A 21,173-nucleotide genomic window follows, 5' to 3' on the forward strand; every position below is an offset into this window, starting at 1 on the left:
GTGCGTCGCGCCAGGCTAACGGCTAACTCCGACATCGGAAGAAGCCGGTACAGACCCGGTACACAACCGCGTCCCGGCGGCCGGGGCGGCCGTCACTCCTCGCGGGCTCCCGACAGATGCGGCAGCCGTTCGGCGGCGACCACTCCTTCGAGGTAGCCGCGGGCGCGCTCGGTGCGGGGATAGGCCTCCAGGAGCCGCCAGAAACGGGGCCCGTGCCCGGGTACCAGCAGATGCGCCAGCTCATGGACGAGGACGTAGTCGATGACGTAGTCGGGCATGCCCTGCAGCCGGTGCGACAGGCGGATGCTGCCCTCCGACGGGGTGCACGAGCCCCAGCGCGTGTTCTGGTTGGTGACCCAGCGCACCGAGAGGGGCCGGGCCCGGCCGTCGAAGTACTGGGCGGACAGCCGTGCGGCGCGCTCCGCCAGCGCGTCGTCGCCGAGGATCCGTTTGCTCTCCTGGGCGGCCAGTTTGTCGAGCATGACGGTGACCCAGCGCTGCTCCTCCGCCTCGGACATCCGGGCAGGGATGAGCACGACGGTGCGATCGCCCTCGCGGTACGCGGAGACCGTCCGGCGTCGCCGGGCGCTCCTGCGGACCTCGATCGCGCTCGCCCCCGAGCCGCTCGGCGGCTGACTCGTCGTGCTGCGCTGTGGCGTTCCGGCGCGGTGCAGTGGGTCGGCGGGCACGCCCCGACGTTACCCGCTGCACATGGGGAAGTCCCGACTCCCGGACGGTTCCGTCCCGATCCCCCACCGAGCGTTTGATTTGTACGACGAATATCCACTGCCTGTGGACAACTTTCGGCACGCTCCGCCGGGTCCGTGCATGCTGGATCTCACCGCGGAGGCCGATCTGCCTTTGTCGGCCGACGGGATTGTTCTCTCAGGGCTACGGGGGCCTGCCGATGAATGCCATGAATACGCCGTGTGCCACATATGCCGGGAATGCGATGAATGCGGCTGATGCGGTCGCGCCTGTGGTGAAGCCCGCGCTCAGGCGCGGCTGGCGTGATCTCAACACGGTGCAGTTCGGAATGACCCCGGCACACGCGCTGACGCTGGGCCCGATGGACTCCGCCACGGGCAGTTTCCTTGACCTGCTCAACGGCACGCGCGGCCTGCCGCTCCTGCGTGAGGAGGGGCGCCGCATGCACCTGCCCGACGGCCACGTCGACAAGCTGGTGTCGCGGCTGGCCGGGGCCGGCCTGCTGGACGACGCGAAGGGAGGCGGACCGGCCGCCGACAGCCTGCGCGGAAAGAAGGACGTCCTGGACCGGCTGCGCCCCGACCTCGCCTCACTGTCCGTGTTCACCGCCGAACCGGGCGACGCGATCGCCCGCCTGGCCGCCCGTCGTGCGATGCGCGTGCAGGTCCGGGGAGCGGGCCGGGTGGGGGCACTGCTTGCCTCGCTCCTGGCGGCGGCGGGCGTCGGCGAGGTCGACGTCCGGGACATCGGCCGGGTCGAGCGCTGGGACGTCTCGCCGGGCGGTCTGCCCCCGGAGTCGGTCGGCGCCCGCAGGGACGAGGCCGCCCGGCAGGCGGTACGCCGCTCCGCACCGGACCGCCCGCCGCGCCACGGTCCCACGGCACCGCCGTCGGACGGTGACCCCGGATTCTCGCTGGTGATCCTGGCTCCACGCGACGACGTCGCCGTCCACGCCCCCGCGCCGACCACCGCCGAACCCCTCATCACTTCGGGTACGCCCCATCTCTACGCCGGGGTGGTCGAGGCGACCGGTGTCGTCGGGCCCCTCGTACTGCCCGGCGAGACGGGCTGCGCGGGCTGTCTGCACGAGGGGCGTACCGACCGGGACCCGGCCTGGCCCCGCCTGGTCGCCCAGTGGCGTTCGGGTTCGAGCAGGTCACGGCAGGTGCGGCCGTGTGATGTGACACTGGCCACGGCGGTCGCCGGACTGGCCGCGGCCCACGCGCTCGCCTTTCTGGACGGCCGCCTCCCGGCGACCGCCGGGGCCCGTTGGGAGGTCTCCCTACCGGCCCTGAACTGGCATTCCCGGCCGGTCTGGCCGCACTCCGCATGTCCGTGCGGAGCGGGGGAGAAGGTAAGGAAGGGGGAACACACCGCTGAGGACGCGGAGCGGCACGAGACAATGAGGGGGCAACGGTCGCCGATGAAGTTGTGCCGTGAGGCAGAGGCGGCGCGGCCGGCAGGGACTTGGAGGGCGCATGTCTGATCTTCCCCGCAAGGCGGTCACCCGGACCGCCAAGCTCGCCGCGCTCCCGCTCGGCTTCGCCGGGCGGGCCACCTGGGGACTGGGCAAGCGGATCGTCGGCGAGTCGGCGGAGATCGTCGGCCGCGAGCTTCAGCAACGCACGGCGGAGCAGCTGTTCAAGGTGTTGGGCGAGCTCAAGGGCGGTGCGATGAAGTTCGGGCAGGCCCTGTCCGTCTTCGAGTCCGCGCTCCCCGAGGAGGTCGCCGGCCCCTACCGGGCGGCGCTGACGAAGCTGCAGGAAGCGGCCCCGCCGATGCCGACGCGCACCGTGCACACGGTGCTCGGCGAGCGACTCGGCGCAGACTGGCAGAAGCTGTTCCTGGAGTTCGAGGACAAGCCTGCCGCGGCGGCCTCGATCGGCCAGGTGCACCGGGGAGTGTGGCACGACGGCCGCGAGGTGGCGGTCAAGGTGCAGTACCCGGGAGCCGGTGACGCCCTCCTGTCCGATCTGAACCAGCTCAGCCGTTTCGCCCGTCTGCTGGGTCCGCTCATTCCCGGTATGGACATCAAGCCGCTGATCACCGAACTCCGCGACCGTGTGTCGGAGGAGCTCGACTACGAACTGGAGGCCCAGGCCCAGCGGGCCCACGCCGAGGAGTTCACGGGCGACCCGGACGTGGTGGTGCCGACGGTGGTCCACCAGTGCGACCAGATCCTGATCACGGAGTGGATGGACGGCATCCCGCTCTCGGAGATCATCGCGGACGGCACCCCGGAGCAGCGCGACCGCGCCGGCCAGCTCCTGGCCCGCTTCCTCTTCTCCGGTCCGGCCCGCACCGGCCTGCTGCACGCCGACCCGCACCCGGGCAACTTCCGTCTGCTGCCCGGTGCCCCGGAGGGCGAGGGCGACTGGCGACTGGGCGTGCTGGACTTCGGCACGGTCGACCGGCTCCCGGGCGGCCTGCCCACCCCGATCGGCGACTCCCTGCGGATGACCCTCGACGGAGACGCGGAGGCCGTCTACGAACTCCTCTGCGAGGAGGGTTTCGTCAAGGAGTCCATAGAGCTGGACCCGGCGGCGGTCCTCGACTACCTGCTGCCGATCATCGAACCGGCCCGGGCGGACGAGTTCACCTTCACCCGCGGCTGGATGCGCAGCCAGGCGGCCCGTATCGCCGACCCCCGCTCACCCGCCTACCAACTCGGCAAGCAGCTGAACCTGCCCCCCGCCTACCTTCTGATCCACCGGGTGACGCTGAGCACGATCGGCGTGCTGTGCCAGCTGGGGGCCACGGTGCGGCTGCGCGAGGAGTTGGAGGAGTGGCTGCCGGGGTTCGTCCTGGAGGACGCGGAGGAGGACGAGCCGGCCGCGGAGGCCTGACCTACCACCAGGCCGAGTCCAGCCGGCCCTCGATCGCCCTGAGATGCTCCCGGGAGCAGGTGTCGCAGTAGTGCCGGCGGACGCCGTCCTCCACCGAGAAGGTCCAGGTGGGCTGCGACCCCTCGGCGCGGGCGCCGCAGCGGGCGCACACCAGCGGCCGGGGCTCCGCCGCGGAGCCCGAGTCGTCACGGTTCCCGGGAAGACGCATCATCCGGTGACGATACCTCCGGGACCGAAGCTCGGGCGGGTGCAACGCACCTCGGGGGCCGGTCCGTGCGAACGGACCGGCCCCCGAGGGGAGCCGGCGCCTCCCGGGCTCGGGAGGCGCCTTCTTCGAATGGGCGGCTACTGCATGACCGCCATGGCGAGCGCACGGCGGGCGAGCCGCGAGGCACGCTCGGCCCGGCGCTGCATCCGGCGGGCGGCCACCACGCGCGCGGCCGGGCGTTCCCGCTCGGCCTCACGCAGCCGCTCGTGCATATGCGCACGTGCCAGGGCTTCTGGAATGAGTTGCATCTCTCGGGTCCTGTTCTGACGCGAACCGGTCACGCCGGTCGTGGTGGTGGAGTCTTCGATCGCGGAGCCGGTGGGCTCAGTGGTGGACGGCTTCATCGGGGCCTGCTTCTTGGGGTCGTGCGTGAAGGGACGGTCGATCGTGCCTGCGGTGTTCATGCCGTGACCGGGTTCTTGCGCGGGCGGCCACGCGGCCGCTTCCGGGCGACGACGACACCCTGGACGAACAGCTCGCCACCCCAGACGCCCCAGGGCTCACGCCGCTCCTTGGCGCCGGCGAGGCAGGCCTCGATCAGCGGGCAGGTGCGGCAGAGGGACTTGGCGTACTCGACGTCGGCCGGCGACTCGGCGAAGAAGACCTCCGGGTCGTAGGAACGGCAGGGGACGGGTACGCCGAGGTTCTCGATGGCGTCGTCGAGCGCGGTGAGCGCGGTGAGCGGGGTCAAGGTGGAGTCCTCCGTGAGGCCGGGCGGGGGGATCGTTTCGGAAGGCGGTACGGACGGGGCGTGCGCTTCGAGTTGCACGGGTCGTCTTCCTCGTCTGTTCGTTTCCGGCCCTGTTGGGCCGGGAGGCGGTTGGTACCGGGTTCTGCTGTTGTCCCGAGGCCCCTTCACTCCGTCGTCCCCGGTGGGGGGACAAACAGAAGGGCCGCGGATCCCGGATGGGGTTCCGCGGCCCTGAAGGCGCCGGCCTGATCGGCTGTCAGGCTGGATCACTCCAGGGTTCTGGCCCACGGAAGGCCCACATCAGGTGGTGCTGCGTCTGCTTCCGGCTACCGGCACCGGCCGCCGTAAAGGCATAGGCCTGCGCCTGTGCCGCTACTGCTTCCAGTGCCTTGGTCGGTCGCTCATTGCGCTCACGGATGGGAAGACCCGCGAGAGACACGGGGGACGCCGGACGCACGGCACGGATGCCGGACAGACCGGTGCCCGGGTTCGAGGCGCCGAGCATGCACAGGGAGACGACGACCGAGCGATCGGTCATTTTGACGGTGCTGGTGGAGCTGGTGTTGATGCTGATCACTGGACTCGCCTCCTCTCGGCGCTTCGGGGACTGGGGTGAACCAGCCCGACGGATATGCAAGTAGAACACGGAATCAGGGCCTCCGAGAAGGCCTCCGTTTCCGTGGACAAGAACCTATGGGGATTGCTGGGGCATGCGCAAACTATTTTTCCGACGAGTTGGAATCAGTCTTTCTCGTCGTCTCCCGCGAGGTCCTGGCCTGCGCAGAGGGCCAGTACGTCCGACCCGTAGCGGTTGAGCTTGCGCTGTCCGACCCCGGGGATGCGTGCCAGCTCGTGCGCGTCGTCCGGGACGGCTTCGGCGATGGCCATCAGCGTCTTGTCGGTGAAGACGCAGAAGGCGGGCTGTCCGCTGCGCCGCGCCTGGTCCGCACGCCACTCGCGCAGCCGCTCGTACAGGCCCTCGTCCATGTCGGAGGGGCAGTCCTCGCAGCGCATCAGCTTCATCTCGCCGGCGTCCGTGAGCGTGCGCCCGCAGACCCGGCAGCGGGCCGGGGTGCGCTGGGTGCGTCGCGGGGCGACGGACTCCGGTCTGCTGGTGTGGCCGCGCTCGACGCCCCCCGCGCCGCCCGTCGCGCCGCGGCCGGCGGTGCCGGTGGAGCCGGGGCGCAGGCCGTCCAGGAAGCGGCTGGGGCGTCGGTTCGGGCGGCCGCCGGGCGTGCGGGACAGCGCCCAGGAGACGTGCAGGCGCTCGCGGGCGCGGGTGACACCGACGTAGAGAAGGCGGCGCTCCTCCTCTACCTGCTCGTCGGTCTTCGCATAGGTGATCGGCATCATGCCCTCGGCGACGCCGACCAGGAAGACGACGTCCCACTCGAGGCCCTTGGCCGAGTGCAGGGAGGCCAGGGTGACGCCCTGCACGGTCGGGGCGTGCTGCGCGTTCGCCCTCTCGTCGAGCTCGGCGACGAGGTCGGCCAGGGTGGCGCCCTGCTTGGCGGCGGTGAAGTCGTGAGCCAGGTTCACCAGGGCCGCCAGGGACTCCCAGCGCTCCCTGACGGCGCCGGAGCCGGCCGGGGGCTCGGTGCTCCAGCCCTCTCCGGAGAGCACGGCGCGCACCTGGGAGGGCAGGTCGACGGCGTCGTCCAGCCGGGAGTCGTTGCCGCCGAAGCGGGCCGCGCCCCGGAGGTTGACGATGGCTCTGCGCACCTCGGGCCGGTCGAAGAACCGCTCGGCGCCGCGGAGCTGGTAGGGAACTCCGGCGTCGGCGAGGGCCTGCTCGTAGGTCTCCGACTGGGAGTTGGTGCGGAACAGGATCGCGATCTCGCTCGCCGGGACCCCCGCGTCGATGAGTTCGCGGATGCGTCGGGCGGCGCCCTCGGCCTCGGCGGGCTCGTCGGTGTACTCGGTGTAGCGGGGTTCGGGGCCCGCGGCCCGCTGGGAGACCAGCTCCAGGCGGTGGTCTGCGGCACGTCCGCGGGCCTGGGCGAGGAGGCCGTTGGCGAGATGGACCACCTGGGGGGTGGAGCGGTAGTCGCGGACGAGCTTGACGACGGTGGCTCCGGGGTGGCGGGTACGGAAGTCCAGAAGGTGGTCGGGCGTTGCTCCGGTGAACGAGTAGATCGTCTGGCTGGCGTCGCCGACGACGCACAGGTCGTCCCGGTCGCCGAGCCACAGCTCCAGCAGGCGCTGCTGGAGGGGGCTGACGTCCTGGTACTCGTCCACGACGAAGTGCTGGTACTGGGCGCGGACCTGTTCGGCGATGTCGTGCCGGTCCTGCAGGACGGCCACGGTCAGCAGCAGGACGTCCTCGAAGTCGATGACGGAGCGGTCCCGCTTGAGGTCCTCGTAGACGGAGTAGAGCTGGGCGATCTCGGCCGGGTCGCGGGGGGACTCACGGCCGGCCTTGGCGGCGGCCGCCGCGTAGTCGGCGGGGACGGTCTGGGTGACCTTGGACCACTCGATCTCGCCGGTGACGTCCCGCAGCTCGCCCCGGTCGAGGCGGATGCGGCAGGCGGCGGCCGCGTCCGCGACGAGCTGGATCTTGCGGTCGACGAGCCGCGGCATGGAGCCACCGACCGCTTTCGGCCAGAAGTACTGCAGCTGGCGCAGGGCCGCCGAGTGGAAGGTGCGGGCCTGGACGCCGACGGCGCCGAGCTGGCGCAGTCGGCCGCGCATCTCCCCCGCGGCACGGTTGGTGAACGTGACGGCCAGCACGCTGGACGGCTGGAGGATCCCGGCCCGCACCCCGTAGGCGATGCGGTGGGTGATCGCCCGGGTCTTGCCCGTGCCGGCGCCCGCCAGCACGCACACCGGACCGCGCAGGGCGGTGGCCACCGCGCGCTGCTCGGGGTCGAGCCCCTCGAGCACCGCGTCGGCCGAGTCCGGTACCCGCGGGAAGAGCGTGGAGTGCGTTGCTGCTGTCACACAGCCATGCTGCCAGGTCGCCGGAGACGGGTGCTCCGGTTGTCCACAGGCAGGCACCTCTTGTCGTACTAATGCGGCAGGCGTCACGTGGGGCCCGGCACCGCGTGCGGGAATGGTGGCTCTTTCAAGTACGTTCCCTCTCTGCGACCACCGATCCCCGAGCAGCTGAGGAGCCGAGAGAGATGCAGGGCACTGTGACGATGTACAGCACCACGTGGTGTGGCTACTGCCGTCGGTTGAAGAGCCAGATGGACCGCGAGGGCATCACGTACGACGAGATCAACATCGAGCAGGACCCGGCGTCCGCGGCTTTCGTCGAGAAGGCGAATGGCGGAAACCAGACGGTTCCGACCGTGCTGTTCCCGGACGGTTCGACGCTGACGAACCCGTCGCTGGCCCAGGTGAAGCAGAAGATCGGCGTGTGACGCCAGGCCCCCTCGTGCTCAGGGCGATACCCGAGATCGACTCGGGTATCGCCTTTTCGCGTCCTGCGCTGTGTCGGCTCGCCCGTCACACGCTCCTCGTCGGCAGCGGCTTGCCGTACCAGAGCTCGATCAGACGGGCCGCGATCGAGATGCCGTAGGGCGGGAGCACCTCGCCGGACTCGAAGGCGGCGCCGAGTTCGTCGCGGGAGAACCAGCGGGCCTCGTGGATCTCGTCGCCGTCGACGTTGACCTCGGTGGAGGTGGCTTGGGCCATGAAGCCGAGCATCAGGCTGGACGGGAACGGCCAGGGCTGGCTGGCGACGTACTCGACCTGCCCGATGCTGATGCCGGCCTCCTCGAAGACCTCGCGGCGCACCGCCTGCTCGATCGACTCGCCGGGCTCCACGAAGCCCGCGAGCGTGGAGAAGCGGCCCTCGGGCCAGTGGACCTGGCGGCCGAGGAGGATGCGGTCCTCGGTGTCGGTGACCGCCATGATCACGGCGGGGTCGGTGCGCGGGTAGTGCTCGGCCCCGCAGGCCGGGCAGCGGCGGATGTGGCCGGCCGCGGCGATGACGGTGCGCTCGCCGCAGCGGGAGCAGAAGCGGTGGGTGCGCTGCCAGTTCTCCAGGCCGACGGCGTGCACCATCAGGCCCGCGTCCCGGGGCGACAGCAGCAGGCCGGCCTCGCGCAGGCCGGCCGGGCGCGCGGACTGGTCGATCCGGCCGGGCAACGCGTCCTTCTGGAGGGCGAAGTAGCTGACGCCGTCCTCGTCGGTGCCCAGGAAGTAGCGGTGCGCCTCCGTCAGGGGGGCCTCGAAGGAGGGGGTCATGACGAGTTCGGTACGGCCGTCGGGCGTCTCGTCGATGAGGACCTGACCGCCGGAGACCACGAAGCAGCGGGTCGTGGGGTGGCTCCACGCCGCCGCGAGCCAGGCCTCGTCGAGCCGGTGGTGGGCGGCGCGGTCGATGCCGCTCGGAGCGGTGAGCGAGATGGGGCGGTCGGCGGTGTGGTCGGTCCAGGTGGTCACGGGTGCTTCCAACTCCCCCTGTGGAACGGGCTGGTTCGGCGGGCGGTTCGGCGGGACGTAGGGCGGGAGGTGACCGGTTCCGGTGGGGCTGGGCGGTGCGAGGCGTTCCCTCCAGTGTGCCCCTCGCAGCCTGCCCGTCCGGGCGGCGCGGGACGCTCAGGGCGCATGACGCCAGGTCCGGGCGAGGTCGCCCCACAGGTACGCGGTGGTCTCGACGCCCTTGAGGAGCAGGTCGAGCTCGACCTTCTCGTTCGGCGCGTGCCAGCCGTCGGACGGGACGGAGATGCCCAGGAAGAGCACCGGTGCGGCCAGCACCTCCTGGAGGTCGGCGGCCGGTCCGGAGCCGCCCTCGCGGGTGAAGCGGACCGGCTTGCCGAAGGCACGGCCCATCGCGCGGACCACGGACTGCAGGGCGGGGTGGTCCAGCGGCGTCAGGCACGGGCGCGTGGCGGCACCGAACGTGATCTCGTGCCGGATCCCCGCGGGCACCTGCGTGCCCGCCCAGTCGCGGACGACCTTCTCGATGTGGGCGGGATCCTGTCCCGCGACCATCCGGAAGGACAGCTTCACCATCGCCGAGGACGGGATGATCGTCTTGCTGCCGGGGCCCTGATAGCCGCCGCCGATGCCGTTGACCTCGGCGGTGGGGCGGGCCCAGATGCGCTCCAGGGTGGTGTGGCCGGCCTCGCCCTGGGCGGCGTACGACTTGGCGGTGCGCAGCCATTCGCGCTCGTCGAAGGGCAGTTCGGCGAAGAGCTCGCGCTCGCGGTCGGTGAGTTCGACGACGCCGTCGTAGAAGCCGGGGACGGCCACGCGTGCGTGCTCGTCGTGCAGGGCCGCGACCAGACGGGCGGCGGCGGTGGCCGGGTTGAGTACGGCGCCGCCGAAGGACCCGGAGTGGATGTCCTGGTCGGGGCCGAAGAAGTGGATCTCGCACTCGGCGAGGCCGCGCATGCCGGTGCAGACGGTGGGGGTGTCCTCGGACCACATGCCGGTGTCGGAGACGATCACGGCGTCGGCGGCCAGCCGGCCGGCGTGCTCCTCCACGAGGGCGCGGAAGTGCGGCGATCCGGACTCCTCCTCGCCCTCGATCAGCAGCTTCAGGCCGACGGCCGGGGTCGTGCGGCCGGTGGCGGCGAGGTGGGCGCGGACGCCCAGGGTGTGGAAGAAGACCTGGCCCTTGTCGTCCGCCGCCCCGCGCGCGTAGAGGCGGTTGTCGCGGACGACCGGCTCGAAGGGCTCGCTGTCCCAGCCGTCCTCGCGGGCGGCGGGCTGCACGTCGTGGTGGCCGTAGACGAGGACCGTGGGCGCCTCGGGGTCGGCGGAGGGCCACTCGGCGTAGACGGCGGGGGCTCCCGCGGTCTCCCAGACCTCGGTGGTCGGGAAGCCGGTCTCCCGGAGCTTTGCGGCGAGCCAGTCGGCGCTGCGGCGTACATCGGGCGCGTGGTCCGGCTGGGCGGACACCGACGGGATGCGCAGCCACTCCGCGAGGTCCTCCAGGAAGGCGGAGCTGTGCTGCTCGATGTACGTACGGACGGCGCTGTCCGGGGTCTGGCTCATGGTCACGAGCCTATCGGCCCGCACCGACATCCTCGGTGGGCGGTTCCTCACAGTTCGCTTGCGCGGTCGGCCCGTCCAGGAGCAGCCGCTCCAGCGCGGCCCGGTCCGGCAGGCCCTGCGGTCGTACCACCTCACCGGTACGGACGTACAGGAACGTCGCGTTGACGGACGCCAGGGGAACGCGCCGCTGCTCGGCCCAGGCGAGCCGGTACAGGGCGAGCTGGAGCGGATCGGCGGTGCGGTCGCGGCCGGTCTTCCAGTCGACGATCTCGTACGTCGCCGCCTCGCCGTCGCCTTCCTTGTACACGGCGTCGATACGTCCCCTGATCACCCGGCCGGCGATGGCGAGCTGGAAGGGCGCCTCGACGCGGTGGGGCGTGCGGTGGGCGTACTCGGTGCGTTCGAACGCGTCCTTGAGGGCCTCCAGATCGCGCTCGTCGGCGATATCGGCGTCACTGCCGGGCAGTTCCTCCGGTTCCAGCACGGGGAGGGTGAGTTCTTCGAAGCGGGCCTCGACCCAGGCGTGGAAGCGGGTGCCCCGGCGCGCGGCGGGCTGCGGCGGGCGGGGCATGGGGCGCGCGAGTTCCTGCGCGAAGCCGTCCGGGTCGGCGGCCAGCCGCATCACCTGCGACGCGGTGAGGGTCACGGGCAGCGGCACGTCGGTGACGGCTTCCCGCGCGCGCAGGAGCTCACCGGTGAGGGCGTCGAGGTCGCGGTCCCAGGAGGCGATGGCGCGGGCCTCCTCGGGAGTGAGGCGGGGGCGGGTGTGCCCGGGGACGGAAGCGCGCGCGTGGGTGTTGTCCGGCGCGCGCGTGCCGCCCTGCTCGGTGCCTTCCGGTCCCGTCGCCTGGTGCGGGACCGTCGGGCGGTCCGCGGACCAGCTGTCCCAGTCGCCGGGCTCCTCGTCCGGGAACGGTTCCTCTTCCTCGTAGGGCTCCTCGTCGTCTTCCTCGTAGGGCTCCTCGTCGTCCGGCGGCGCGGGCCACTCCGGGTCCTCGTGGCTGTCCGGGTCGTGTACGGCCGCGGGGTGGCCGTCCTCGTGGGATGCGAGGTCCTCCAGGTGGGCCAGGACGGTCTCGGCGGCCGTCCGGCGGCGGGCGAGGGACGCCTCGTCCAGGGGCAGGGGCCAGACCTGGTCGGCGCTCGCCGTGTGCAGGACGGGGTTCTCCTCGTCCTCGGCGGGCTCCTCGGCCCACGCCTCGATCTCGCCGTGCCCTGCCTCGCAGTGCTCGTACAGGTCCAGCAGGAAGCCGGAGGGGCCGCGCCGCTTCTTCTGGGTGGGTCCCCACCAGTGGCCGGAACCGAGGAGGAGGGAGCGGGGGCGGGTGAAGGTGACGTAGCCGAGGCGGAGTTCCTCGCTGTGCTGGTGCTCCTTCATGGCCTCCTGGAAGGCCTTCAGGCCACGGGAGTCCCAGGACTCGACGTCGGGCAGGGTGTCGGCGTCGCCGCGCAGCGCGTGCGGCAGCACCTTGCCCTGGGCGGTCCACTTCTCGCGGCCCTTGGTGCTGGGGAAGGTGTCCTTGACCAGACCCGGGACGGCGACGACGTCCCACTCCAGGCCCTTCGACTTGTGGGCGGTGAGCACCTTCACGGTGTTCTCGCCACCGGGGAGGGCGTTGTCGAGTCCCTTCTCGTACTGCGCCGCGGTGCGCAGGAACGCCAGGAAGGCGAGCAGGGTCGCCTCGCCGTCGCCGGCGGCGAAGGAGGCGGCGACGTCCAGGAAGTTGGAGAGGGTCTCCCGGCGGCGGGCGGCCAGGGCGTGCGGGGACGCGGACAGCTCCACCTCCAGGCCGGTGACGGCGAGGACGCGGTGCAGGACGTCCATCAGCGGGTCCGACAACGACCGGCGCAGGTCGCGCAGTTCGGCGGCCAGGCGGGCGAACCGCACGCGCGCGTCCGGTGAGAACGGCAGCCCGTCGTCCTCCCGCTCCGCGTCGAGCGGCATCTCCAGGAAGGTGTCGAGTGCGTCCGCGAGCGATACCACCTCCGACGGATCGACCCCCTCGACGGCCTCGGCGAGCCGCCGGTCACGGTCGTCGTCCTCCTCCACGCGCGCGTGCGACACGAGCAGTCGCGCCCTGCGGCCCAGGAGGGCGAGGTCGCGCGGGCCGATGCGCCAGCGCGGGCCGGTCAGCAGCCGGACCAGCGAGGCGTTGGCGCCGGGGTCCTGGAGGACCTCGCAGACGGCGACCAGGTCGGCGATCTCCGGCAGGTGCAGCAGCCCGGACAGGCCGACCACCTCGACGGGGACGTCCCGGGCGACGAGCGCGCCCTGGATCTCGGCGAAGTCGGTCGCCGTACGGCACAGCACGGCGATCTCGCCGGGCGCCTTGCCTGTGTTCACCAGGTGGGCGATCGAGTCGGCGATCCAGTCGATCTCCTCGGCGTGGGTGGGCAGCAGCGCGCAGCGTACGACGCCGTCCCGTTCGGCGCCGGGGGCCGGGCGGAGGGCCTCCACGCCCGCGTGCATGGCACGCAGGGGTTCCGCGAGGCCGTTGGCGAGGTCCAGGAGGCGGCCGCCGCTGCGGCGGTTCTCGCTGAGCGCCTGGCGGGTGGCGGGGCGGCCGTCAGGGCGGGCGAAGTGTTCGGGGAAGTCGTCCAGGTTGGCGACGGACGCGCCGCGCCAGCCGTAGATCGCCTGGCAGGGATCGCCGACGGCGGTCACCGGGTGGCCGGTGCCACCGCCGAACAGGCCCGCCAGAAGGATGCGTTGGGCCACCGAGGTGTCCTGGTACTCGTCCAGCAGGACCACGCGGAACTCGTCGCGCAGGACGCGGCCGACTTCGGGGATGCGCGCGAGCTGCGCGGACAGGGCGATCTGGTCGCCGAAGTCGAGCAGATCGCGCTCGCGTTTGGCGGCGCGGTAGCGGACCACCAGGTCGGCGAGTTCGCGGCGGGCGGCGGCCGCTTCGGGGACCTTGCGCAGATCGGCGTTGGTGAGCTTGGCGCCCTGAAGGGTGCGCAGCAGTTCGGCGTCGTGCGCGCGCACGTCCTCGGGGCGCACGAGGTGCTCGGCGAGTTCGGCGTCGAGGGTCAGGAGGTCGCTGACGAGGTCCGCGAAGGAGCGGGTGAGGGCCGGATAGGGGCCCGGGGCCTCCCGCAGCACGCGCGCGGCGAGCTGGTAGCGGGTGGCGTCGGCGAGCAGGCGCGAGGTGGGCTCCAGGCCGATGCGCAGGCCGTGGTCGGTCAGGAGGCGGCCGGCGAACGCGTGGTACGTCGAGATGACCGGTTCGCCCGGCGGGTTGTCCGGGTCGATGACGTCCGGGTCGGTGACGCCCGCCTTGATCAGCGCCTTGCGCACGCGCTCGGCGAGTTCCCCGGCGGCCTTGTTGGTGAAGGTCAGGCCGAGTACCTGCTCGGGGGCGACCTGCCCGGTGCCGACCAGCCAGACCACGCGGGCCGCCATCACCGTCGTCTTGCCCGATCCGGCTCCGGCCACGATCACCTGCGGGGCGGGCGGCGCGATGATGCAGGCCGTCTGCTCCGGGGTGAACGGAATCCCGAGGAGCTCCTTGAGCTGATCGGGATCGGTGATACGGGGCGGCACGTCACAGAGGCTAGCGGCGACCACTGACAGCGGAGGACAGATCTCCTTCCGACTCGGCGGATGCGCAGGCCAGCACGGGTGGTGTGATGAATCACCCGAGCTACTCGACGATGTGCCGACCCTCGGGGCGGGCGCTGCAGGACGCCCGGAAAGCGCAGTGCGCGCAGTGCTGTCCGGCGGTCGGCGTGAACCTCTCGTCGAGCACCTTTCCGGCGGCCGTGGCGAGCAGTTCGCCGACCCACTCCCCCGCCGAGCCCTCGATGGGGTCCTGGGCCTGCACCTTGGGCAGCGTCTCGCCGCCGTCGCGCCGCGCGGCACCCTGCCGCAGGTGCACCAGTTCGGCGCCGCCGGGTTCGGGGCGCAGGCCGTCGAAGGCCTCGTCCACGGCGCCCTCGCGGACGGCGAGCTGGTAGACGGCGAGCTGGGGGTGGCGCTCCACCTCGCGCGCGGTGGGCGCCTGTTTGCCGGTCTTGAAGTCGACGACGTAGGCGCGGCCCTCGGCGTCGGCCTCGACACGGTCCATCTGGCCGCGGATGCGGACCTCGTAGTCGCCGGCCTCCAGGGTGACGTCGAAGTCGTGCTCGCTGGCCACCGGGGTGCGGCCGGTGCGGTCCATGACGTGCCACTGCAGGAAGCGTTCGAGCGCCGCGCGCGCGTGCTCCTTCTCCTGCGCCGACTTCCACGGCGCGTCGAAGGCGAGGGCGTTCCACACCGAGTCGAGGCGTTCCATGAGGACGGCGAGGTCGGCGGGCGTGCGACCGGAGGCGACCTCGTCGGCGAGGACGTGCACGACGTTGCCGAAGCCCTGGGCGGTCGTCGCGGGCGCGTCGGCCTTCACCTCGCGGCCCAGGAACCACTGCAGGGAGCAGGTGTTGGCGAGCTGGTCGAGGGCGCTCCCGGAGAGCACGACGGGCTGGTCGCGGTTGCGCAGCGGCACCTTGCTCTCGGTCGGCTCGAACATCCCCCACCAGCGGTACGGATGCGCGGAGGGGACGAGCGGGCGGCCGTCCTCGTCGGCGAGCGCGGCGAGGCGCGCGAGCCGGTGGGCCGCCGCCTCCCGGAGGGTGTCCGAGACGCGCGGGTCGACCGTGGTGGCGCGCAGTTCGGCGACCAGCGCGGCGACGGACAGGGGACGGCGCGGTCGGCCCGTGACGTCCTTGGGCTCGACGCCGAGTTCCGTGAGGAAGCGGGAGGGCTGGTCGCCGTCGTCGGCCGGTGCCTTCACGGCGGTGACGACGAGGCGTTCACGCGCGCGCGTGGCGGCGACGTAGAACAGGCGGCGCTCCTCGGCGAGCAGCGCGCCCGGGGTGAGCGGTTCGGCGAGTCCGTCGCGGCCGATGCGGTCGGCCTCCAGGAGCGAGCCGCGGCGCCGCAGGTCGGGCCACAGCCCTTCCTGGACGCCGGCGACGACGACGAGACGCCACTCCAGGCCCTTGGAGCGGTGCGCGGTCATCAGTCGTACGGCGTCCGGACGTACCGCCCGCCGCGTGAGGGTGTCGGCGGCGATGTCCTCGGCCTCGATCTCCTCCAGGAAGTTCAGGGCGCCCCGGCCGCCGGTGCGCTCCTCCGCGCGCGCGGCGGTCGCGAACAGCGCGCACACGGCGTCCAGGTCACGGTCGGCGTTGCGCCCGGCGGCCCCGCCGCGCCGCGCGGAACGCTCCAGGCGGGTGGGCCACGGTGTGCCCTCCCACAGGTCCCACAGTGCTTCCTCGGCCGTGCCGCCGCCCGCGAGGCGTTCCCTGGCCTTGCGGAGCAGGGCGCCGAGCCGCTGGGCGCCACGCGCGTACGCGGGGTCGTGCACGGCCAGGCGCTCCGGCTCGGCCAGGGCCTGTGCGAGCAGTTCGTCCGACGGCGGCGGCAGGGCGTTGCCCGCGGCCCGCTCCTCGTCGCGCAGGGCACGCCCGAGACGGCGCAGGTCGGCGGCGTCCATACCGCCGAGGGGCGAGGCGAGCAGGCTGAGGGCGGTCTCGGTGTCGAGCCAGCAAGGGGCTGCCGCCTCGGGCAGGGGATCTCCGGGCGGGGCCGCCGCGGGCAGAGTCTCCTCTGGCTGAGCCGCCTGGGCCGATGCCTCCGCGGGCGGGGCAGCCACGGCCGATGCGTCCCCGGGCGGGGCGACCTCGGAGGGAGTCTCCGCGGACGGAGACCCCTCGGAGGGAGTTTCCTCGGGCTGCGCCGTCTCCGCCTCGGCCGTGGCCACCGCTCGCAGGGCCGTCAGCAGGGGTGCCACCGCCGGCTCGTGCCGCAGGGGCAGGTCGTCGCCGTCGATGTCCAGGGGCACGCCGGCGGCGGTCAGCGCGCGGCGGACCGTCGGGATCGTCCGGGACCCGGCACGCACCAGGACGGCCATGTCGCGCCACGGGACACCGTCCTCCAGGTGGGCCCGGCGCAGGATGTCGGCGATGTTGTCCAGCTCCGTACCGGACGTCGGATACGTGTACGCCTCGACCCGGCCCCCCTCCCGGACGGGAGCGAGTTCGCGGTGTGCGCGAACCTTCTCGGCCGGCAGCCGGGTCAACGGCATGCGCTGGGTGAGCAGGCGGGTCGCGGCGAGCAGGGCGGCGCCGGAGCGGCGGGAGGTGCGCAGGACCTGCACGGGCGCCGGGCGGCCGTCGGCGCGAGGGAAGGCGTGGGGGAACTCCAGGATGCCGTTCACGTCGGAGCCCCGGAAGGCGTAGATCGACTGGTCCGGGTCGCCGAAGGCGACGAGGGTGCGGCCGCCGCCCGCGAGCGCGTGCAGCAGCCGGACCTGGGCCGCGTCCGTGTCCTGGTACTCGTCGACGAGGACGGCGTCGTACTGCGCGGCGAGCCGTTCGGCGACCTCGGGGCGGCGGGCGAGGAGGACCGCGCGGTGGACCAGTTCGGCGTAGTCGAGCACGCCCTGCATGTCGAGGACGTCGAGGTACTCGGCGAGGAAGGCGGCCGCGGCACGCCAGTCGGGGCGGCCGATACGGCGGGCGAAGGCGTCCAGCGCGACGGGGTCCAGGCCGAGTTCCCGGCTGCGGGCGAGGACCGCGCGGACCTCGTCGGCGAAGCCCCGGGTCGTCAGGCAGGCGCGCAGTTCGTCCGGCCAGCGCACGTGCGCGAGGCCGAGCCGCTCCAGGTCGGGCTGCCCGGCGAGCAGTTCGCGGACGGCGACGTCCTGCTCCGGGCCGGACAGCAGGCGCAGCGGCTCCACGAACAGCTCACTGTCCTGGTGGGCGCGGACCAGGGCGTAGCAGAACGAGTGGAAGGTGGTCGCCTGGGGGGCGCGGGCCGCCCCCATGCGCAGCGCCATGCGGTCGCGCAGCTCGACGGCGGCCTTGCGGCTGAACGTCAGCACGAGCACGCGCGCGGGGTCGCCGCCACGGGCGACTCGCGCCGCCACGGACTCGACGAGTGTGGTCGTCTTGCCGGTGCCGGGACCTGCGAGGACGAGCAGCGGACCGGACCTGTGGTCAACCACGGAGCGCTGAGCGGCGTCCAGACGAGGGGGATCCGGTCGGGCCGGAGGGGTACGCACCAGCCGGTAAGCGCCACGGTTCCCCTGTCGCACCGCGGGGTGCGACAGGCGCCTGGTGGAGGAAGAGGAGCTCACGTGGTTCGCCGGTCCTGGTGGGTGTGCTGGTTGTCGGACCACCGTGCGTGCAGGGCGGTGATCGCGGGGTGAGGGGGACGTGTGCAGCCGACGCTACGCCGACGGGCCGGACGGAAGCAGAGCTTCCGCTTCTTCCCTCCCGGCGCTCACGCCTCGCATGTCCCTCGCCCCTCGAACGTACGGCATGCGACAGACGTGCCCCTGTTCCCCCATACGGATCACGGGTCACACACGGGGTTGCCGGATGGCGGAAGCTGTCAGGTGTGACCCTCAGCGCGTCCGTCGCCGTCCCAGCGCGCCCGCTTCATGTCGAGGCGGGGCAGGTGTCCCTCGGCGGCCCTGCTCGCCTCCTTCAGGGGCGTGCCCTCGGCGCGGTAGTGGTCGAGCGCCCGCAACTCGTGCCCGGGCAGCAGGACACCGTCCGAGCGGACGACGCGCCACCAGGGCACGGCACCTCCGTAGAGGGCCATCACCCGGCCGACCTGCCGGGGTCCGCCCTCCCCCAGCCACTCGGCGACGTCCCCGTACGTCATGACACGCCCGGGCGGTACCAGTTCGGCGACCTCGAGGACCCGCTCGGCGTACTCGGGCAGCGCGTCCGGGTGTTCCGGTCGGTCCTCCTGCGGCAGGCTCTCCTCGCTCATCCGGCCCATCCTGCCCCACGCCACCGACAGTGGGACGCGCTCGTGACCGAGCGCATCCCTCGCTCCCCGGCGGCGCTTCCGGCAGACTGTGCGCCCCCGCATTTGCACCCTGATGCCCCCGTGTGTCGGTGGGGCATGCCACCATCATGCGGGCGGTGACCGGTGATACGAGATCAAGAAGAGACGATGAAGCAGCAGGGTGTGCACCCAGAGGACGCGGAGAGCACCTCTGACGCTTCGTCGCGCCCGGAACCCGTTTCCGGCGGCACGGGGACGTCCGCGAAGGCCTCGGACAGGGACGACGTCGACCTCGTCGAAGAGGCGCACATCGACGAGGTGGAAGGCGACGAACCGCTCCTTCCCGCGCGCGTGCACCGCCCCTCCGACCTGATGCGCCTCATGGTGGGCGTGCTGGGGATCGTCCTGCTGCTCGCGATCGCCGCGTTCGCCCACGGCACCACCTCGGGTCTCGAACAGGACATCAACAAGGGCACCGGACAGGCACCCGACCTGCTCATCAAGATCGCGGGACTGGCCTCCAGCATCGCGATCCTGCTGGTTCCGGTCGCGTTCGCGATCGAGCGGCTGATCAAGCGCGACGGACTGCGCATCGCCGACGGCGTGCTCGCGGCGGTCCTCGCGCACGGTGTGACACTCGCCACCGACCTGTGGGTCGCCAAGGCGGCCCCCGGCTCCATCCAGGAGGCGCTCACCCAGCCCTCCCCCGGCGACATCCACGCCCTGACCGACCCGGTGCACGGCTATCTCGCCCCGGTCATCGCCTACATGACCGCGGTCGGTATGTCACGGCGGCCGCGCTGGCGGGCGGTGCTGTGGATCGTGCTGCTTCTCGACGCCTTCTCGATGCTGGTCACCGGCTACACGACACCGTTCTCGATCATCCTGACGGTGCTGATCGGCTGGACCGTGGCCTACGGCACGCTCTACGCGGTCGGCTCGCCCAACGTCCGCCCCACCGGTCGGACGCTGATGGCGGGCCTGCGGCACGTCGGGTTCCGCCCGGTGACCGCGGCCCGCGAGGAGATGCCGGAGCACCACGAGACCGGCGACCGCGGCCGGCGTTACTTCGTCACCCTGGAGGACGGCCCGCCCCTTGACGTGACCGTCGTCGACCGTGAGCAGCAGGCCCAGGGGTTCTTCTACCGCGCGTGGCGCAACCTGACCCTGCGCGGGTTCGCCACCCGCAGCAGCCTCCAGTCGCTGCGCCAGGCCCTGGAGCAGGAGGCCCTGCTCGCCTACGCGGCCATCGCGGCAGGCGCCAACGCGCCCAAGCTGATCGCGACCTCCGAGCTCGGTCCCGACGCGGTGATGCTCGTCTACGAGCACACCGGCGGACGCACACTCGACTCCCTGGCGGACGACGAGATCACCGACGCACTGCTGCACGACACCTGGCACCAGGTGCGCGCGCTGCAGTCCCGGCGCATCGCGCATCGCCGCCTCGTGGGCGACGCGATTCTGGTGGATCGTTCCGGCACGGTCATCCTCACCGACCTGCGCGTCGGCGAGATCGCGGCCGGCGATCTGCTGCTGCGCATGGACGTCTCCCAGCTCCTGGTGACGCTCGGTCTGCGGGTCGGTGCCGAGCGCGCGGTCGCGTCGGCGGTGGCCGTGCTCGGCCCGGACGCGGTGGCCGACTGCCTGCCGATGCTGCAGCCCATCGCCCTCAGCCGCACCTCCCGGGCGACCCTGCGCAAGCTGGCCCGGGAACGGGCCCAGCGCGAGCGCGAGGCGGTTCTGGAGGCGTCGCGGCAGGCCAAGCAGGCCCGCCTGGAGGCGGCCGACGACAACACCGGGCCCACACTCGAAAAGCCCGACAAGAAGGCCGTACGGGCGGAGGCCAGGGCCGAGAAGCGGGCCATCGACGAGGCCATCGACGAAGCGCGGGAAGAGGATCTGCTCACGCAGATCCGCCACCAGGTACTGCTCATCAGGCCGCAGGCGCCGGTCGAGCCGGCCCGGCTGGAGCGGGTGCGGCCGCGGACGCTGATCAGTTTCATCGCGGGCGCCATCGGCGCGTACTTCCTGCTGACCCAGCTCACCCACATCGAGTTCGGGCCGCTGATCGAGAACGCGCAGTGGGGCTGGGTCGTCGCGGCCCTCGCGTTCTCCGCGGCCAGCTACTTCGCGGCGGCCATGGCCCTGCTGGGGTTCGTGCCCGAACGGGTGCCGTTCCTGCGGACCGTCGGGGCCCAGGTCGCAGGGTCGTTCGTGAAGATCGTCGCACCGGCGGCGGTGGGCGGTGTCGCGCTCAACACGCGCTTCCTGCAGCGCGCGGGCGTACGGCCCGGCCTGGCGGTCGCGAGCGTGGGCGCCTCCCAACTGTTCGGGCTCGGCTGCCACATCCTGATGCTGCTGTCCTTCGGCTACCTGACCGGCACCGAGAAGACGCCGTCGCTGTCGCCGTCCCGGACGGTCATCGCGGGTCTGCTGACGGTGGCGGTGCTCGTGCTGGTGGTCACCTCGGTGCCGTTCCTGCGGAAATTCGTCGTCACGCGCGTGCGGTCGCTCTTCGCCGGCGTCGTGCCTCGCATGCTGGACGTGCTGCAGCGGCCGCAGAAGCTGGTCACCGGCATCGGCGGCATGCTGCTGCTGACCGCCTGCTTCGTGATGTGCCTGGACGCCTCGATCCGCGCCTTCGGCCACCAGGGGACCTCGCTCAGCATCGCCAGCGTCGCCGTCGTCTTCCTCGCCGGCAACGCGCTCGGCTCCGCGGCCCCGACGCCGGGCGGCGTGGGCGCCGTCGAGGCGACGCTGACGGTCGGTCTGATCGCCGTGGGCCTGCCCAAGGAGGTCGCGGCCCCGGCCGTCCTGCTGTTCCGGCTGATGACGTTGTGGCTGCCGGTGCTGCCGGGTTGGCTGGCCTTCAACCAGCTCTCCCGCAAGCAGGCCCTCTGATACGACGCCCCGTCGAACGACGGC

15 protein-coding genes are annotated in these 21,173 nt (G+C 72.4%); 4 read left to right on the forward strand and 11 right to left on the reverse strand.

Going from position 1 to position 21,173, the window contains the following annotated elements; translation table 11 throughout:
- Positions 1–92: 92 nt before the first annotated feature.
- Positions 93–689 carry a M48 family metallopeptidase gene (locus ACQF4J_RS17405; RefSeq protein WP_427166049.1) on the reverse strand — a complete coding sequence of 199 codons (597 nt, stop codon included), beginning with the start codon at positions 687–689 and terminating at the stop codon, positions 93–95.
- Between the two features lie 263 nt (positions 690–952).
- Between ACQF4J_RS17405 and ACQF4J_RS17410 the strand changes: the two genes are divergently transcribed.
- Positions 953–2,194, forward strand: a complete 1,242-nt coding sequence (locus tag ACQF4J_RS17410) for a TOMM precursor leader peptide-binding protein (RefSeq protein WP_351584068.1) — start codon at positions 953–955, stop codon at positions 2,192–2,194.
- Entirely contained in the window at positions 2,187–3,554 is a 1,368-nt protein-coding gene (locus tag ACQF4J_RS17415; protein WP_427166051.1) for an ABC1 kinase family protein, read from the forward strand. The genes ACQF4J_RS17410 and ACQF4J_RS17415 overlap by 8 nt, the downstream gene beginning before the upstream one ends.
- 1 nt (position 3,555) lies before the next feature.
- Here ACQF4J_RS17415 and ACQF4J_RS17420 read toward each other — a convergent pair whose 3' ends face one another.
- The 5 genes from ACQF4J_RS17420 to ACQF4J_RS17440 all read right to left on the reverse strand — a co-directional run bounded on the left by ACQF4J_RS17420 (position 3,556) and on the right by ACQF4J_RS17440 (position 7,453).
- Complete coding sequence (locus tag ACQF4J_RS17420) at positions 3,556–3,765, reverse strand: hypothetical protein (protein ID WP_351800609.1); 210 nt, start codon at positions 3,763–3,765, stop codon at positions 3,556–3,558.
- Between the two features lie 134 nt (positions 3,766–3,899).
- Positions 3,900–4,226, reverse strand: coding sequence for a hypothetical protein (locus tag ACQF4J_RS17425; protein WP_351582852.1), 327 nt, complete (start codon positions 4,224–4,226; stop codon positions 3,900–3,902).
- Positions 4,223–4,591: a WhiB family transcriptional regulator gene (locus ACQF4J_RS17430; RefSeq protein WP_019072119.1), complete on the reverse strand. Its 369-nt coding sequence runs from the start codon at positions 4,589–4,591 to the stop codon at positions 4,223–4,225. The genes ACQF4J_RS17425 and ACQF4J_RS17430 overlap by 4 nt, the downstream gene beginning before the upstream one ends.
- A 178-nt stretch (positions 4,592–4,769) precedes the next feature.
- Positions 4,770–5,090 (reverse strand): hypothetical protein, encoded by a 321-nt coding sequence (locus ACQF4J_RS17435; RefSeq protein ID WP_351582849.1) that lies wholly within the window; start codon positions 5,088–5,090, stop codon positions 4,770–4,772.
- A gap of 164 nt (positions 5,091–5,254) precedes the next feature.
- Positions 5,255–7,453 (reverse strand): ATP-dependent DNA helicase UvrD2, encoded by a 2,199-nt coding sequence (locus tag ACQF4J_RS17440; RefSeq protein ID WP_427166053.1) that lies wholly within the window; start codon positions 7,451–7,453, stop codon positions 5,255–5,257.
- A gap of 182 nt (positions 7,454–7,635) precedes the next feature.
- Between ACQF4J_RS17440 and ACQF4J_RS17445 the strand changes: the two genes are divergently transcribed.
- Positions 7,636–7,878, forward strand: coding sequence for a mycoredoxin (locus ACQF4J_RS17445; protein ID WP_351582843.1), 243 nt, complete (start codon positions 7,636–7,638; stop codon positions 7,876–7,878).
- Between the two features lie 85 nt (positions 7,879–7,963).
- On the opposite strand, the gene nudC is transcribed toward ACQF4J_RS17445, so the two are convergent.
- From nudC to ACQF4J_RS17470, 5 genes are all read right to left on the reverse strand, one after another.
- A complete protein-coding gene (gene nudC / locus ACQF4J_RS17450) occupies positions 7,964–8,905 on the reverse strand; it encodes an NAD(+) diphosphatase (protein ID WP_351582841.1) in 942 nt (313 codons plus the stop codon).
- A 156-nt stretch (positions 8,906–9,061) separates the two neighbouring features.
- A complete protein-coding gene (locus tag ACQF4J_RS17455; protein WP_427166056.1) occupies positions 9,062–10,465 on the reverse strand; it encodes a dipeptidase in 1,404 nt (467 codons plus the stop codon).
- Positions 10,466–10,475: 10 nt separating this feature from the next.
- Positions 10,476–14,012: a UvrD-helicase domain-containing protein gene (locus ACQF4J_RS17460; protein ID WP_427166058.1), complete on the reverse strand. Its 3,537-nt coding sequence runs from the start codon at positions 14,010–14,012 to the stop codon at positions 10,476–10,478.
- A gap of 100 nt (positions 14,013–14,112) precedes the next feature.
- Positions 14,113–17,586: an ATP-dependent helicase gene (locus ACQF4J_RS17465; RefSeq protein WP_427166059.1), complete on the reverse strand. Its 3,474-nt coding sequence runs from the start codon at positions 17,584–17,586 to the stop codon at positions 14,113–14,115.
- 257 nt (positions 17,587–17,843) lie between these two features.
- A complete protein-coding gene (locus ACQF4J_RS17470; protein WP_351582831.1) occupies positions 17,844–18,230 on the reverse strand; it encodes an MGMT family protein in 387 nt (128 codons plus the stop codon).
- A 186-nt stretch (positions 18,231–18,416) separates the two neighbouring features.
- On the opposite strand from ACQF4J_RS17470, the gene ACQF4J_RS17475 reads away from it, so the two are divergent.
- Complete coding sequence (locus ACQF4J_RS17475; RefSeq protein ID WP_351582829.1) at positions 18,417–21,149, forward strand: lysylphosphatidylglycerol synthase domain-containing protein; 2,733 nt, start codon at positions 18,417–18,419, stop codon at positions 21,147–21,149.
- Positions 21,150–21,173: the final 24 nt, after the last annotated feature.

Source organism: Streptomyces sp. C1-1 (assembly GCF_050214755.1).
Taxonomy (GTDB): Bacteria; Actinomycetota; Actinomycetes; order Streptomycetales; family Streptomycetaceae; genus Streptomyces.

Excerpts from the sequence above, each read along its gene's own strand:
- ACQF4J_RS17470 (WP_351582831.1), bottom strand. The coding sequence starts at position 18,230 with ATGAGCGAGGAGAGCCTGCCGCAGGAGGACCGACCGGAACACCCGGAC.
- ACQF4J_RS17420 (WP_351800609.1), bottom strand. The coding sequence starts at position 3,765 with ATGATGCGTCTTCCCGGGAACCGTGACGACTCGGGCTCCGCGGCGGAG.
- ACQF4J_RS17415 (WP_427166051.1), top strand. The coding sequence starts at position 2,187 with ATGTCTGATCTTCCCCGCAAGGCGGTCACCCGGACCGCCAAGCTCGCC.
- ACQF4J_RS17425 (WP_351582852.1), bottom strand. The coding sequence starts at position 4,226 with ATGAACACCGCAGGCACGATCGACCGTCCCTTCACGCACGACCCCAAG.
- ACQF4J_RS17410 (WP_351584068.1), top strand. The coding sequence starts at position 953 with ATGAATGCGGCTGATGCGGTCGCGCCTGTGGTGAAGCCCGCGCTCAGG.
- ACQF4J_RS17475 (WP_351582829.1), top strand. The coding sequence starts at position 18,417 with ATGAAGCAGCAGGGTGTGCACCCAGAGGACGCGGAGAGCACCTCTGAC.
- ACQF4J_RS17445 (WP_351582843.1), top strand. The coding sequence starts at position 7,636 with ATGCAGGGCACTGTGACGATGTACAGCACCACGTGGTGTGGCTACTGC.
- ACQF4J_RS17455 (WP_427166056.1), bottom strand. The coding sequence starts at position 10,465 with ATGAGCCAGACCCCGGACAGCGCCGTCCGTACGTACATCGAGCAGCAC.